This is a genomic window from Shigella sp. FC1567, assembly GCF_001743015.1.
GTDB lineage: Bacteria > Pseudomonadota > Gammaproteobacteria > Enterobacterales > Enterobacteriaceae > Escherichia > Escherichia coli.
On sequence record NZ_MIIV01000003.1, the window covers coordinates 1 to 14850 of the forward strand.

The window sequence follows — 14850 nt, forward strand, 5'->3', positions numbered from 1 at the left end:
GAGCAGGTACCGGCATCCACGTTACAGACGGTCCCGGCAAAAGTGCCTGACCTGACCCCTATTAGCGGTTACCAGCGCCCCACCAGACCCGGTGACATCACCCCCCCGGATCATGGACGACTGGGGGCAGTAATCATGCCGGGTCTGGCTGGCTAACACCCCATTATAAGGGGTACGAATAAAGTAACGGGGCAGTGCCATCGATGTGGTTTCGATCCTGCAAAAAGGGCGTCAGGATGTGGTCGATTGTGAAGTAAAATTGACCTCTGAACGCCGCGAAGAGGCACCACGCCTGTTTACGCACATTAATCTGCATTTTATCGTCACCGGTCGCGACCTGAAAGACGCAGCGGTTGCGCGTGCGGTTGATCTCTCTGCCGAGAAATATTGTTCAGTGGCGTTGATGCTGGAAAAAGCGGTGAATATTACTCACTCGTATGAAGTGGTTGCCGCGTGATTTAACTATCCCGTTGTGAAGCCGGATAGTATTTTATCCGGCGTAATAGCAGAGTTACTCGATTTTCTTTCCTTCCATCAATCGTTGCACCAGCGGCAGCATAATTAATTCCATTGCCAGACCCATTTTGCCGCCCGGTACCACTAACGTATTGATGTGGGAAATGAATGAGCCTTGCAACATCGCCAGCAGCCAGGGGAAATCGATCCCTTCCAGATTACGAAAATGGATCACCACAAAGCTTTCATCCAGCGACGGGATACCTTTTGCCGCGAACGGGTTTGAAGTGTCGACGGTGGGAACGCGCTGGAAGTTAAGATGGGTGCGGGAAAACTGCGGTGTGATGTAGTTGATATAGTCTTCCATTGAACGCACTACTGAGTCCATCACTGCTTCTCGTGAGTGCCCGCGCTCGCTGGTGTCGCGGATCAGTTTTTGAATCCACTCAAGGTTAACGATAGGCACTACGCCGACCAGTAAGTCCACATGCTGCGCAACGTTATGCTGTGGCGTGACTACGCCGCCGTGTAAACCTTCATAAAACAGTACATCAGTGGGTTCTGGTAAAGGTTGCCAGGGGGTGAATGTTCCCGGTACCTGATTCCACGGTACGGCTTCGTCGTAGGTATGCAGATATTTGCGAGATTTCCCTTTGCCGCTCTGACCGTATTCAATGAAGGTTTGTTCCAGCAGGCCGAAGTCGTTCGCTTCGGGGCCGAAGTAGCTGATATGCCGCCCGGCGTCGCGCGCTTTGCGGATCGCCATGTCCATTTCCGGGCGGGTGTAACGGTGAAAACTGTCGCCTTCCACCTCAGCTGCATGCAGATTTAACTGCGCGAATATTTTACGAAACGCGAGGCTGGTGGTGGTGGTCCCCGCGCCGCTGGATCCTGTTACCGCAATGACCGGATGTTTGGCAGACATAGTAACTCCATGACTTAGCTATCATTATTATCTCGTCCGCCGACGGTTGCAGGTTATTCGCGAAACTGACTGCGCGGCATAATATTGACCGTTTCGTGCAGCTCCGACCATACCAGCACCGCTTCTCCGCACTGTAGCTGGCGTTTGACGTCGGCGACTTTCTGTTCAAGTGTACGCTCATGTTCACCATAATCGGTGCCTTCACGTAACACAAAGCTTTCAATTAAATTTTCCAGCGTTTCGGGGGAGAGGTCTTGCCACGGAATCAACATGATTTCGCCTCCAGATACGTTGTTAACCAGTCAGGAATGCGTGACTCCAGCCACATTTGCGGATGAAGTAATGTACCGCCAATAAAGCCAACATGACCGCCATGTTCAGTCAGTTGATACTCCACCTGCGAGGGGAGACTTTCCGGTTTCGGGATCACCTGATGATCCATAAACGGATCGTCTTTGGCGTGAATAATCAGCGTCGGTTTGGCGATCCGGTTCAGCATCGGCATGGCGCTACACTGACGATAATAGTCGATAGCGTCGGCGTAGCCGTGAATTCTGGCGGTGATTAGATCGTCAAATTCACGGATGCGACGTACCGATTTTAACTGCGCGAGATTAATCGGCAGCGTTCCGGGGTAGGCTGCCAGCTTGCGCGCGGCATTGGCTTTTAACAGGTTCAGCAAGTAACGCTGATAAACGCGGAAAAGCCCTTTTCCATATGATAGCTACAGGCTTCCAGCATAAACGGCGCAGAGACAATCACCGCCGCATCAACCGGGAGATCATTGCCTTCCTTTGCCAGCAAACAGGCCAGCATATTACCGCCGAGCGAATAGCCGACGGCAGCCGTTGGCGCATGACCAAATTCGCGTTGCAGCCAGCGTAAAAACCAACTGGCGTCTTCGGTTTCGCCCGAATGGTAAATGCGGTGCATACGGTTTGGTTCACCGCTGCATCCGCGAAAATGCATCACCACGCCCAGCCAGCCGCGCTTTTGCGCCGCCTCAACCAGACCGTGGGCGTAAGGGCTATTGAGACTGCCTTCCAGCCCGTGAAATATCACTAAACGCGGTTTATGCCGAGCCTGTGCAGGGGCTTCACTCCACGCGAGATCGACAAAATCGCCGTCGGGCAACTCCAGCCGCTGCCAGTACGGGGTGAATTTCACCTGACGACGAAACAAACGCGGCAGCATAGTTTGTAGATGACAATTGCTAAAGCCGCGCATAGGGGTGAATTCAGCACTGCTGCTGAATTCATTGGCATCGGTCGTCGTTATCTGCGCCATCAGTTGCTTTGGCCTTCCAGCAGCATCTGCTCAAGCTGCTCCTGGGCTTCCAGCCACGCCATTTCGCACTCTTCCAGGCCGGATTTGGCGCTGGCTTGCTGTTGCAGGCAGGCGGTCAACTCCGCTTTACGGCTCTGGTCATACAGTTCGCTGTCGCCGAGTTTCTCTTCCGCCTGCGCCAGTTGCGCGTTCAGCTTCTCCATCTCTTTTTCCAGACGGGCAATCTCTTTACGCAGCGGCTGGGTTTGCGCACGCAGCTCCGCTTCCCGACGCTTCTGATCTTTACGTGCCTGGGCGCTGTTCGCGTTCTCTTTTGGCGCTTCGTCGGTCTGGTTTTCCTGCTTTTGTACGTCGCTCAACCACTGTTGATAATCTTCCAGATCGCCGTCGAACGGTTCGACTTTACGATCGTGAACCAGGTAGAGATCGTCAGTGGTGGAACGCAGCAAATGACGGTCGTGCGAAACGACAACCAGCGCGCCTTCAAACTCGATTAATGCTTCGGTGAGTGCCTGACGCATGTCGAGGTCAAGGTGGTTAGTCGGTTCGTCGAGCAGCAGCAGATTCGGACGCTGCCAGACAATTAATGCCAGCACCAGGCGGGCTTTTTCCCCACCGGAGAAGCGGCGCGTTTCTTCGGTTACTTTATCGCCCTGGAAACCAAAGCCGCCGAGGTAGTCACGCAGTTTTTGTTCCAGCTCCTGCGGCGCTAAACGTGCCAGATGTTGAATAGGTGATTCGTCGGCGCGCAGGTATTCAAGTTGATGCTGGGCGAAGTAGCCGAGCTTGATCCCTTTCGCCAGACCAATTTCACCGCTGACTGGCGCAAGTTCACCGGCTAACAGTTTGATTAATGTCGATTTACCCGCGCCGTTGCGGCCTAACAGACCAATGCGCGAGCCGGGCACCAGGTTCAGTTTAATCGAGTCGAGAATAATGCGATCGCCATAGCCCGCGCTGACTTTTTCCATCTTCAGTAACGGATTTGGCAGGCTTTCCGGCGCGCGGAAGCTAAAGCGGAACGGGTTGTCGACGTGCGCGGGGGCAATCAGCTCCATACGCTCAAGCATCTTAATGCGGCTCTGGGCTTGCTTCGCTTTGGTGGCTTTGGCACGGAAACGGTCGATATAACTTTGCAGATGTGCCACGCGTTCCTGCTGGCTTTCATACATCGCTTGTTGTTGCGCCAGACGGGTGGCGCGCTGTACTTCAAACGAACTGTAGTTGCCGGTGTACTCGAACATGCTTTGTTGTTCGATATGAATAATTTTATCAACGATCGGATCGAGGAAGTCGCGGTCGTGAGAGATCAGGATCAGCGTGCCTTGATAGCTCTTCAACCATTTTTCCAGCCAGATAACGGCATCGAGATCGAGGTGGTTAGTCGGTTCGTCGAGCAGCAGCAAGTCTGAACGGCAAATCAGCGCCTGGGCAAGGTTAAGACGCATACGCCAGCCACCGGAGAAATCACTTACCGGGCGCTCCAGTTGTTCATTGCTGAAACCGAGGCCGTGCAGCAGGCTGGCGGCACGGGAGCGAATACTCCATGCGTCAATAGCATCCAGCTTGCCATGAATGGTCGCAATGGCGTGCCCGTCGTTACGTTCGTTGGCGTCGTGCAGCTGCGCTTCCAGTTGACGATATTCACGGTCGCCGTCAATGACATATTCCAGCGCCGCTTGCGATAACGCCGGCGTTTCCTGATTCACCCACGCCAGTTGCCAGCTTCCCGGAAAGGTGTAGCTGCCGCCGTCGGCGCTGATTTCATTTTTCAGCAATGCCAGCAGGGTAGATTTACCACAGCCGTTTTTACCCACCAGGCCGACTTTCTGCCCAGGGTTGATGGTGGCGGTGGCATTATCCAGCAGGACGCGCACGCCGCGACGAATTTGTAACGAGGAGAAAACAATCATAAGGCGCCGTATGTTCAGACTATGTTAACTTATCATTATGATAATGTATGGGCGAGCTGCCGCACCGGGCGCAATGGTAGCCCAAAACAGCGACTATACACAAAAACCATACCGGGAGGGGGATGATGTCTCAGCCAGCGAAAGTTTTGCTGCTGTATGCCCATCCGGAATCTCAGGACTCGGTGGCAAACCGGGTACTGCTTAAACCGGCCACGCAGCTCAGCAATGTTACCGTGCACGACCTTTACGCGCACTATCCCGATTTTTTTATTGATATCCCCCGTGAGCAGGCATTACTGCGCGAGCACGAGGTGATTGTCTTTCAGCATCCTCTTTATACCTATAGCTGCCCGGCGCTACTGAAAGAGTGGCTGGACCGGGTATTAAGTCGTGGTTTTGCCAGCGGGCCGGGAGGAAACCAACTGGCGGGAAAGTACTGGCGTAACGTGATTACCACCGGCGAGCCGGAAAGTGCTTACCGTTATGACGCGCTGAATCGCTACCCGATGAGCGATGTGCTGCGCCCCTTTGAACTGGCGGCGGGCATGTGCCGGATGCATTGGTTAAGTCCCATCATTATTTACTGGGCGAGACGGCAAAGTGCAAAGGAGCTGGCGAACCACGCCAGAGCCTACGGTGACTGGCTGGCAAATCCGCTGTCTCCAGGAGGCCGCTGATGGAAGGTTCCGATTTTTTACTCGCAGGAGTGCTGTTTCTCTTCGCGGCGGTGGCTGCGGTGCCGTTGGCATCGCGGCTGGGGATTGGCGCTGTGTTGGGATATTTGCTGGCAGGGATTGCAATTGGCCCGTGGGGGCTGGGGTTTATTAGCGACGTCGATGAGATCCTCCACTTTTCGGAACTCGGCGTGGTATTCCTGATGTTTATCATCGGCCTTGAGTTGAATCCCTCCAAACTTTGGCAACTGCGGCGTTCGATTTTTGGCGTAGGCGCGGCACAGGTGCTGTTAAGCGCGGCGTTGCTGGCGGGATTATTGATGCTGACGGATTTCGCCTGGCAGGCGGCGGTGGTCGGTGGCATTGGCCTTGCGATGTCTTCAACTGCAATGGCGTTGCAATTGATGCGTGAGAAAGGGATGAATCGCAGCGAATCCGGCCAGCTCGGGTTTTCGGTTCTGCTGTTTCAGGATCTGGCAGTGATCCCAGCACTGGCGTTAGTGCCGTTGTTGGCGGGGTCGGCAGACGAACATTTCGACTGGATGAAGATCGGCATGAAGGTGCTGGCGTTTGTCGGCATGCTGATTGGTGGGCGCTATTTACTGCGTCCGGTATTCCGCTTTATTGCAGCTTCTGGCGTGCGGGAAGTGTTCACCGCCGCGACGCTGCTGCTGGTGTTGGGTTCCGCATTGTTTATGGATGCGCTGGGGCTGTCGATGGCGCTCGGTACATTTATTGCGGGCGTGCTGCTGGCGGAAAGTGAATATCGCCATGAACTGGAAACGGCTATCGATCCCTTCAAAGGCTTGCTGCTCGGTTTGTTCTTTATCTCTGTCGGCATGTCGCTCAACCTCGGGGTGCTTTATACCCATCTGTTGTGGGTAGTGATAAGCGTGGTTGTGCTGGTGGCGGTGAAAATTCTCGTGCTGTATCTGCTGGCGCGATTGTATGGCGTGCGTAGCTCAGAGCGGATGCAGTTTGCTGGCGTGTTGAGTCAGGGCGGTGAGTTTGCCTTTGTCCTCTTTTCTACCGCTTCTTCACAACGTTTATTCCAGGGCGACCAGATGGCGCTGTTGCTGGTGACGGTGACGGTGACGCTTTCCATGATGACCACGCCGTTGCTGATGAAGCTGGTGGATAAATGGTTATCCCGCCAGTTTAACGGACCGGAAGAAGAAGACGAAAAACCGTGGGTCAACGATGATAAACCCCAGGTCATTGTCGTGGGCTTCGGGCGTTTTGGTCAGGTGATTGGTCGTTTGCTGATGGCAAATAAAATGCGCATTACCGTGCTGGAGCGGGATATCAGCGCCGTTAACCTGATGCGTAAATATGGCTACAAAGTTTATTACGGCGACGCCACGCAGGTCGATCTATTACGTTCTGCGGGTGCAGAGGCCGCTGAGTCTATCGTCATTACCTGTAACGAGCCGGAAGACACCATGAAGCTGGTGGAAATATGCCAGCAGCACTTTCCGCATTTGCATATTCTTGCGCGAGCGCGCGGACGTGTGGAAGCGCATGAGTTATTACAGGCAGGGGTGACGCAGTTTTCCCGTGAAACATTCTCCAGTGCGTTAGAGCTGGGGCGCAAGACTTTGGTCACGCTTGGGATGCATCCGCATCAGGCGCAGCGGGCGCAACTGCATTTTCGCCGCCTGGATATGCGGATGCTGCGAGAGCTCATCCCAATGCATGCCGATACTGTACAAATTTCTCGCGCCAGGGAAGCCCGACGCGAACTGGAAGAGATTTTCCAGCGTGAAATGCAACAAGAACGACGCCAGCTGGACGGCTGGGATGAATTTGAGTAGAGGGTAAAGATGGCAATCCGAAAACGTTTTATTGCGGGCGCAAAATGCCCGGCCTGTCAGGCACAGGATTCAATGGCGATGTGGCGCGAAAATAATATTGATATTGTTGAATGCGTTAAGTGCGGACATCAGATGCGAGAAGCAGACAAAGAAGCCCGCGATCACGTTCGCAAAGATGAGCAAGTGATCGGGATTTTTCATCCGGACTAGCGATATGCGCCGAGTTTTTTTAAGCTAGTGAGTACACGGCTGCAGAATTCCGCTACAATCTGCGCCACTATTCTTCCCATGCTCAGGAGATATCATGAAAGTAGCAAAAGACCTGGTGGTCAGCCTGGCCTATCAGGTACGTACAGAAGACGGTGTGTTGGTTGATGAGTCTCCGGTGAGTGCGCCGCTGGACTACCTGCATGGTCACGGTTCCCTGATCTCTGGCCTGGAAACGGCGCTGGAAGGTCATGAAGTTGGCGACAAATTTGATGTCGCTGTTGGCGCGAACGACGCTTACGGTCAGTACGACGAAAACCTGGTGCAACGTGTTCCTAAAGACGTATTTATGGGCGTTGATGAACTGCAGGTAGGTATGCGTTTCCTGGCTGAAACCGACCAGGGGCCGGTACCGGTTGAAATCACTGCGGTTGAAGACGATCACGTAGTGGTTGATGGTAACCACATGCTGGCCGGTCAGAACCTGAAATTCAACGTTGAGGTTGTGGCGATTCGTGAAGCGACCGAAGAAGAACTGGCTCATGGTCACGTTCACGGCGCGCACGATCATCACCACGATCACGACCACGACGGTTGCTGCGGCGGTCATGGCCACGATCACGGTCATGAACACGGTGGCGAAGGCTGCTGTGGCGGTAAAGGCAACGGCGGTTGTGGTTGCCACTAATACCGAAAAGGTGACAAAAAAGCGGGGAATCCCCGCTTTTTTTACGCCTCAATAATGTGGCGGTGGCGTTTCTTCAGCCTGCGACGCGATGTTCGACGGCTGGCTGGCTTTTAACTTCTCGGTCAGCAGACGCAGATGATCGCGCAGTTTCGCCATCTCCATTTCATGAGCGGTCACCGTGACGTTCAGTTCTTCAATGGTGCTTTCCTGAAAAGCCAGTCGGCTCTCCAGCTCTGCCAGGCGTGCTTCCAATGATAAATCCTGCATGATTCACCTCTTTTGTCGAATGGTTGCCGCGGATTCTACTTAACTTTGCTGCCCGAGACAGCACTCATTTCGCGGTCATCGAAACTAATTTAAACAAAAAGAGTCTGAAAATAGATGATAATAGGGCGTGTCTGTATGTAGATTTGTTCGACAACGCTTTATAGTACCCTTCTGATAATAGTTAACCCTGGGGTGAGATGCCCCGATCCTGGAGATATGGATGAAATCACTGTTTAAAGTAACGCTGCTGGCGACCACAATGGCCGTTGCCCTGCATGCACCAATCACTTTTGCTGCTGAAGCTGCAAAACCTGCTACAACTGCTGACAGCAAAGCAGCGTTCAAAAATGACGATCAGAAATCAGCTTATGCACTGGGTGCTTCGCTGGGTCGTTACATGGAAAACTCTCTTAAAGAACAAGAAAAACTGGGCATCAAACTGGATAAAGATCAGCTGATCGCTGGTGTTCAGGATGCATTTGCTGATAAGAGCAAACTCTCCGACCAAGAGATCGAACAGACTCTGCAAGCATTCGAAGCTCGCGTGAAGTCTTCTGCTCAGGCGAAGATGGAAAAAGACGCGGCTGATAACGAAGCAAAAGGTAAAGAGTACCGCGAGAAATTTGCCAAAGAGAAAGGTGTGAAAACCTCTTCAACTGGTCTGGTTTATCAGGTAGTAGAAGCCGGTAAAGGCGAAGCACCGAAAGACAGCGATACTGTTGTAGTGAACTACAAAGGTACGCTGATCGACGGTAAAGAGTTCGACAACTCTTACACCCGTGGTGAACCGCTTTCTTTCCGTCTGGACGGTGTTATCCCGGGTTGGACAGAAGGTCTGAAGAACATCAAGAAAGGCGGTAAGATCAAACTGGTTATTCCACCAGAACTGGCTTACGGCAAAGCGGGTGTTCCGGGGATCCCACCGAATTCTACCCTGGTGTTTGACGTAGAGCTGCTGGATGTGAAACCAGCACCGAAGGCTGATGCAAAGCCGGAAGCTGATGCGAAAGCCGCAGATTCTGCTAAAAAATAAGCATTAAGAACCGCCGCCTGACCAGGCGGCGGTTTTTTTATTACAGGCCGGATATAATTAGTGCTGGAAAGCGGAACCTCCGCTGTATTAATTTAGTTACCCGCATCATTAATGAGCCTGCCCTGAAAAGTTAACGACAGGCTCCTGAAAAGGAGTGTTTTTTTTCATGTCCAGGTCGCTTTTAACCAACGAAACCAGTGAGTTGGATTTACTGGATCAACGTCCTTTCGACCAGACCGATTTTGATATTCTGAAATCCTACGAAGCGGTGGTGGACGGGTTAGCGATGCTTATTGGCTCCCACTGTGAAATCGTTTTGCACTCTTTGCAGGATCTAAAATGTTCAGCCATTCGCATTGCTAACGGTGAACATACAGGCCGGAAGATTGGTTCGCCAATTACTGACCTGGCGCTACGTATGCTGCACGATATGACGGGAGCGGATAGCAGCGTTTCTAAATGCTACTTTACTCGCGCCAAAAGCGGCGTATTAATGAAGTCCCTGACTATCGCGATTCGTAACCGCGAACAGCGTGTAATTGGTCTGCTGTGCATCAATATGAATCTTGATGTTCCCTTCTCGCAGATTATGAGCACTTTTGTGCCGCCAGAAACCCCGGATGTCGGTTCAAGCGTCAACTTTGCCTCTTCTGTTGAAGATCTGGTTACCCAAACGCTGGAGTTCACCATCGAAGAAGTGAATGCCGATCGCAATGTTTCTAATAACGCCAAAAATCGTCAGATCGTGCTGAATCTCTACGAGAAAGGGATCTTCGATATTAAAGATGCGATCAACCAGGTTGCTGACCGCCTGAACATCTCCAAACACACTGTCTATCTCTACATCCGCCAGTTCAAGAGCGGTGATTTCCAGGGGCAAGATAAGTAATGCGTTTTGCCATCGTGGTGACCGGGCCAGCATACGGTACGCAACAGGCGAGTAGTGCTTTTCAGTTTGCGCAGGCGCTGATAGTAGAAGGCCATGAGTTAAGCAGCGTCTTTTTCTATCGGGGAGGGGTCTATAACGCTAACCAATTGACCTCACCGGCAAGTGACGAATTTGACCTTGTGCGCGGCTGGCAACAGTTGAATGCGCAACATGGTGTGGCGCTGAATATCTGCGTAGCGGCAGCGTTACGCCGCGGTATCGTCGATGAAACTGAAGCAGGAAGGCTGGGGCTGGCTTCGTCAAACCTTCAGCCGGGATTTACCTTAAGCGGACTTGGCGCGCTGGCGGAAGCCTCGCTGACCTGTGACAGGGTGGTACAGTTCTGATGAAACGAATTGCGTTTGTTTTTTCTACTGCACCTCATGGTACAGCTGCTGGTCGGGAAGGTTTAGATGCTTTACTGGCAACTTCCGCATTAACTGACGATCTGGCCGTCTTCTTTATTGCTGATGGCGTTTTTCAGCTGCTGTCAGGACAAAAGCCCGATGCAGTGCTGGCGCGTGATTACATTGCCACTTTTAAATTGTTGGGTCTGTACGACATTGAACAGTGCTGGGTTTGTGCGGCTTCACTGCGCGAACGCGGGTTAGATCCGCAGACACCCTTTGTTGTCGAAGCCACGCCGCTCGAAGCAGATGCCTTACGCCGCGAACTCGCCAACTACGATGTTATTTTGAGGTTTTGAGGCGTTTATGCTGCACACGTTACATCGTTCACCCTGGCTGACGGATTTTGCTGCGCTGCTGCGTCTGCTCAGTGAAGGAGACGAACTGCTATTATTGCAAGATGGCGTAACTGCCGCAGTTGACGGTAACCGCTACCTTGAAAGTCTGCGTAATGCCCCCATTAAGGTCTATGCCCTGAACGAAGACCTTATTGCCCGCGGTTTGACTGGTCAAATTTCGAACGACATCATTCCCATTGACTATACTGATTTCGTCAGACTTACGGTTAAGCACTCCAGCCAGATGGCCTGGTGATGGCGGGATCGTTGTATATTTCTTGACACCTTTTCGGCATCGCCCTAAAATTCGGCGTCCTCATATTGTGTGAGGACGTTTTATTACGTGTTTACGAAGCAAAAGCTAAAACCAGGAGCTATTTAATGGCAACAGTTAACCAGCTGGTACGCAAACCACGTGCTCGCAAAGTTGCGAAAAGCAACGTGCCTGCGCTGGAAGCATGCCCGCAAAAACGTGGCGTATGTACTCGTGTATATACTACCACTCCTAAAAAACCGAACTCCGCGCTGCGTAAAGTATGCCGTGTTCGTCTGACTAACGGTTTCGAAGTGACTTCCTACATCGGTGGTGAAGGTCACAACCTGCAGGAGCACTCCGTGATCCTGATCCGTGGCGGTCGTGTTAAAGACCTCCCGGGTGTTCGTTACCACACCGTACGTGGTGCGCTTGACTGCTCCGGCGTTAAAGACCGTAAGCAGGCTCGTTCCAAGTATGGCGTGAAGCGTCCTAAGGCTTAATGGTTCTCCGTTAAGTAAGGCCAAACGTTTTAACTTAAATGTCAAACTAAACTCGTAGAGTTTTGGACAATCCTGAATTAACAACGGAGTATTTCCATGCCACGTCGTCGCGTCATTGGTCAGCGTAAAATTCTGCCGGATCCGAAGTTCGGATCAGAACTGCTGGCTAAATTTGTAAATATCCTGATGGTAGATGGTAAAAAATCTACTGCTGAATCTATCGTATACAGCGCGCTGGAGACCCTGGCTCAGCGCTCTGGTAAATCTGAACTGGAAGCATTCGAAGTAGCTCTCGAAAACGTGCGCCCGACTGTAGAAGTTAAGTCTCGCCGCGTTGGTGGTTCTACTTATCAGGTACCAGTTGAAGTCCGTCCGGTTCGTCGTAATGCTCTGGCAATGCGTTGGATCGTTGAAGCTGCTCGTAAACGCGGTGATAAATCCATGGCTCTGCGCCTGGCGAACGAACTTTCTGATGCTGCAGAAAACAAAGGTACTGCAGTTAAGAAACGTGAAGACGTTCACCGTATGGCCGAAGCCAACAAGGCGTTCGCACACTACCGTTGGTAATCCCTTCGGAGTTTTAGTCACCAGGCGGGCGCTTCCAGTAAGCAGCCCGCTTTGGGCTACTTAAATTGAACGCCTAAAAGATAAACGAGGAAACAAATGGCTCGTACAACACCCATCGCACGCTACCGTAACATCGGTATCAGTGCGCACATCGACGCCGGTAAAACCACTACTACCGAACGTATTCTGTTCTACACCGGTGTAAACCATAAAATAGGTGAAGTTCATGACGGCGCTGCAACCATGGACTGGATGGAGCAGGAGCAGGAACGTGGTATTACCATCACTTCCGCTGCGACTACTGCATTCTGGTCTGGTATGGCTAAGCAGTATGAGCCGCATCGCATCAACATCATCGACACCCCGGGGCACGTTGACTTCACAATCGAAGTAGAACGTTCCATGCGTGTTCTCGATGGTGCGGTAATGGTTTACTGCGCAGTTGGTGGTGTTCAGCCGCAGTCTGAAACCGTATGGCGTCAGGCAAACAAATATAAAGTTCCGCGCATTGCGTTCGTTAACAAAATGGACCGCATGGGTGCGAACTTCCTGAAAGTTGTTAACCAGATCAAAACCCGTCTGGGCGCGAATCCGGTTCCGCTGCAGCTGGCGATTGGTGCTGAAGAACATTTCACCGGTGTTGTTGACCTGGTGAAAATGAAAGCTATTAACTGGAACGACGCTGACCAGGGCGTAACCTTCGAATACGAAGATATCCCGGCAGACATGGTTGAACTGGCTAACGAATGGCACCAGAACCTGATCGAATCCGCAGCTGAAGCTTCTGAAGAGCTGATGGAAAAATACCTGGGTGGTGAAGAACTGACTGAAGCAGAAATCAAAGGTGCTCTGCGTCAGCGCGTTCTGAACAACGAAATCATCCTGGTAACCTGTGGTTCTGCGTTCAAGAACAAAGGTGTTCAGGCGATGCTGGATGCGGTAATTGATTACCTGCCATCCCCGGTTGACGTACCTGCGATCAACGGTATCCTGGACGACGGTAAAGACACTCCGGCTGAACGTCACGCAAGTGATGACGAGCCGTTCTCTGCACTGGCGTTCAAAATCGCTACCGACCCGTTTGTTGGTAACCTGACCTTCTTCCGTGTTTACTCCGGTGTGGTTAACTCTGGTGATACCGTACTGAACTCCGTGAAAGCTGCACGTGAGCGTTTCGGTCGTATCGTTCAGATGCACGCTAACAAACGTGAAGAGATCAAAGAAGTTCGCGCGGGCGACATCGCTGCTGCTATCGGTCTGAAAGACGTAACCACTGGTGACACCCTGTGTGACCCGGATGCGCCGATCATTCTGGAACGTATGGAATTCCCTGAGCCGGTAATCTCCATCGCAGTTGAACCGAAAACCAAAGCTGACCAGGAAAAAATGGGTCTGGCTCTGGGCCGTCTGGCTAAAGAAGACCCGTCTTTCCGTGTATGGACTGACGAAGAATCTAACCAGACAATCATCGCGGGTATGGGCGAACTGCACCTCGACATCATCGTTGACCGTATGAAGCGTGAATTCAACGTTGAAGCGAACGTAGGTAAACCGCAGGTTGCTTACCGTGAAACTATCCGCCAGAAAGTTACCGATGTTGAAGGTAAACACGCGAAACAGTCTGGTGGTCGTGGTCAGTATGGTCATGTTGTTATCGACATGTACCCGCTGGAGCCGGGTTCAAACCCGAAAGGCTACGAGTTCATCAACGACATTAAAGGTGGTGTAATCCCTGGCGAATACATCCCGGCCGTTGATAAAGGTATCCAGGAACAGCTGAAAGCAGGTCCGCTGGCAGGCTACCCGGTAGTAGACATGGGTATTCGTCTGCACTTCGGTTCTTACCATGACGTTGACTCCTCTGAACTGGCGTTTAAACTGGCTGCTTCTATCGCCTTTAAAGAAGGCTTTAAGAAAGCGAAACCAGTTCTGCTTGAGCCGATCATGAAGGTTGAAGTAGAAACTCCGGAAGAGAACACCGGTGACGTTATCGGTGACTTGAGCCGTCGTCGTGGTATGCTCAAAGGTCAGGAATCTGAAGTTACTGGCGTTAAGATCCACGCTGAAGTACCGCTGTCTGAAATGTTCGGATACGCAACTCAGCTGCGTTCTCTGACCAAAGGTCGTGCATCATACACTATGGAATTCCTGAAGTATGATGAAGCGCCGAGTAACGTTGCTCAGGCCGTAATTGAAGCCCGTGGTAAATAAGCCTAAGGGTTAATACCAAAGTCCCGTGCTCTCTCCTGAAGGGGAGAGCACTATAGTAAGGAATATAGCCGTGTCTAAAGAAAAATTTGAACGTACAAAACCGCACGTTAACGTTGGTACTATCGGCCACGTTGACCACGGTAAAACTACTCTGACCGCTGCAATCACCACCGTACTGGCTAAAACCTACGGCGGTGCTGCTCGTGCATTCGACCAGATCGATAACGCGCCGGAAGAAAAAGCTCGTGGTATCACCATCAACACTTCTCACGTTGAATATGACACCCCGACCCGTCACTACGCACACGTAGACTGCCCGGGGCACGCCGACTATGTTAAAAACATGATCACCGGTGCTGCTCAGATGGACGGCGCGATC

Annotated in this window: 17 protein-coding genes and 2 pseudogenes; 14 read left to right on the forward strand and 5 right to left on the reverse strand. The window is 52.1% G+C overall.

Annotated features, from left to right (window positions below; genetic code table 11):
- Positions 1-193: 193 nt before the first annotated feature.
- Positions 194-457: pseudogene (locus tag BHE85_RS00200) on the forward strand (OsmC family protein); the annotation flags it as partial.
- Positions 458-511: 54 nt separating this feature from the next.
- Here BHE85_RS00200 and BHE85_RS00205 read toward each other — a convergent pair.
- The 4 genes and pseudogenes from BHE85_RS00205 to BHE85_RS00220 form a co-directional block, all read right to left on the reverse strand.
- Positions 512-1381 (reverse strand): phosphoribulokinase, encoded by an 870-nt coding sequence (locus BHE85_RS00205; protein ID WP_001274680.1) that lies wholly within the window; start codon positions 1379-1381, stop codon positions 512-514.
- Positions 1382-1434: 53 nt separating this feature from the next.
- Positions 1435-1653 (reverse strand): YheU family protein, encoded by a 219-nt coding sequence (locus BHE85_RS00210; protein WP_000907085.1) that lies wholly within the window; start codon positions 1651-1653, stop codon positions 1435-1437.
- Positions 1647-2668 (reverse strand): annotated as a pseudogene (locus BHE85_RS00215) (hydrolase). The gene BHE85_RS00210 and the pseudogene BHE85_RS00215 overlap by 7 nt, the downstream one beginning before the upstream one ends.
- On the reverse strand, positions 2668-4581 hold the full coding sequence (locus BHE85_RS00220; protein ID WP_000634835.1) for an ABC transporter ATP-binding protein: 1914 nt from the start codon (positions 4579-4581) through the stop codon (positions 2668-2670). Before BHE85_RS00220 ends, BHE85_RS00215 begins: the two are co-directional and overlap by 1 nt.
- Positions 4582-4706: 125 nt before the next feature.
- On the opposite strand from BHE85_RS00220, the gene kefG reads away from it, so the two are divergent.
- From kefG to slyD, 4 genes are all read left to right on the forward strand, one after another.
- Positions 4707-5258: a glutathione-regulated potassium-efflux system ancillary protein KefG gene (kefG, locus tag BHE85_RS00225; RefSeq protein ID WP_004986770.1), complete on the forward strand. Its 552-nt coding sequence runs from the start codon at positions 4707-4709 to the stop codon at positions 5256-5258.
- The gene (gene kefB, locus BHE85_RS00230) at positions 5258-7069 is read left to right on the forward strand and encodes a glutathione-regulated potassium-efflux system protein KefB (protein WP_000399134.1); all 1812 of its coding nucleotides are present in this window, start codon (positions 5258-5260) and stop codon (positions 7067-7069) included. Before kefG ends, kefB begins: the two co-directional genes overlap by 1 nt.
- Positions 7070-7078: 9 nt before the next feature.
- Positions 7079-7279 carry a YheV family putative zinc ribbon protein gene (locus BHE85_RS00235; protein ID WP_001007730.1) on the forward strand — a complete coding sequence of 67 codons (201 nt, stop codon included), beginning with the start codon at positions 7079-7081 and terminating at the stop codon, positions 7277-7279.
- Between the two features lie 94 nt (positions 7280-7373).
- A complete protein-coding gene (slyD, locus tag BHE85_RS00240; protein ID WP_000861334.1) occupies positions 7374-7964 on the forward strand; it encodes a peptidylprolyl isomerase in 591 nt (196 codons plus the stop codon).
- A 48-nt stretch (positions 7965-8012) separates the two neighbouring features.
- On the opposite strand, the gene BHE85_RS00245 is transcribed toward slyD, so the two are convergent.
- Complete coding sequence (locus tag BHE85_RS00245; RefSeq protein ID WP_001153616.1) at positions 8013-8231, reverse strand: protein SlyX; 219 nt, start codon at positions 8229-8231, stop codon at positions 8013-8015.
- A 220-nt stretch (positions 8232-8451) separates the two neighbouring features.
- On the opposite strand from BHE85_RS00245, the gene fkpA reads away from it, so the two are divergent.
- The 9 genes from fkpA to BHE85_RS00290 all read left to right on the forward strand — a co-directional run.
- Positions 8452-9264, forward strand: a complete 813-nt coding sequence (gene fkpA, locus BHE85_RS00250; protein WP_000838261.1) for an FKBP-type peptidyl-prolyl cis-trans isomerase — start codon at positions 8452-8454, stop codon at positions 9262-9264.
- Between the two features lie 166 nt (positions 9265-9430).
- Positions 9431-10153: a helix-turn-helix transcriptional regulator gene (locus BHE85_RS00255; RefSeq protein WP_000091466.1), complete on the forward strand. Its 723-nt coding sequence runs from the start codon at positions 9431-9433 to the stop codon at positions 10151-10153.
- Entirely contained in the window at positions 10153-10539 is a 387-nt protein-coding gene (gene tusD, locus BHE85_RS00260) for a sulfurtransferase complex subunit TusD (RefSeq protein WP_001209714.1), read from the forward strand. Before BHE85_RS00255 ends, tusD begins: the two co-directional genes overlap by 1 nt.
- On the forward strand, positions 10539-10898 hold the full coding sequence (gene tusC, locus BHE85_RS00265; RefSeq protein WP_000820720.1) for a sulfurtransferase complex subunit TusC: 360 nt from the start codon (positions 10539-10541) through the stop codon (positions 10896-10898). Before tusD ends, tusC begins: the two co-directional genes overlap by 1 nt.
- A gap of 7 nt (positions 10899-10905) precedes the next feature.
- Positions 10906-11193 (forward strand): sulfurtransferase complex subunit TusB, encoded by a 288-nt coding sequence (tusB, locus tag BHE85_RS00270; protein ID WP_000903377.1) that lies wholly within the window; start codon positions 10906-10908, stop codon positions 11191-11193.
- 125 nt (positions 11194-11318) lie between these two features.
- The gene (gene rpsL, locus BHE85_RS00275; protein WP_000246815.1) at positions 11319-11693 is read left to right on the forward strand and encodes a 30S ribosomal protein S12; all 375 of its coding nucleotides are present in this window, start codon (positions 11319-11321) and stop codon (positions 11691-11693) included.
- 96 nt (positions 11694-11789) lie between these two features.
- Positions 11790-12260, forward strand: coding sequence for a 30S ribosomal protein S7 (gene rpsG, locus BHE85_RS00280; protein WP_001138043.1), 471 nt, complete (start codon positions 11790-11792; stop codon positions 12258-12260).
- A 96-nt stretch (positions 12261-12356) separates the two neighbouring features.
- Positions 12357-14471, forward strand: a complete 2115-nt coding sequence (gene fusA / locus BHE85_RS00285; protein WP_000124700.1) for an elongation factor G — start codon at positions 12357-12359, stop codon at positions 14469-14471.
- 70 nt (positions 14472-14541) lie between these two features.
- A partial coding sequence (locus BHE85_RS00290) for a GTP-binding protein (RefSeq protein WP_000031690.1) occupies positions 14542-14850 on the forward strand: 309 nt, incomplete at its 3' end.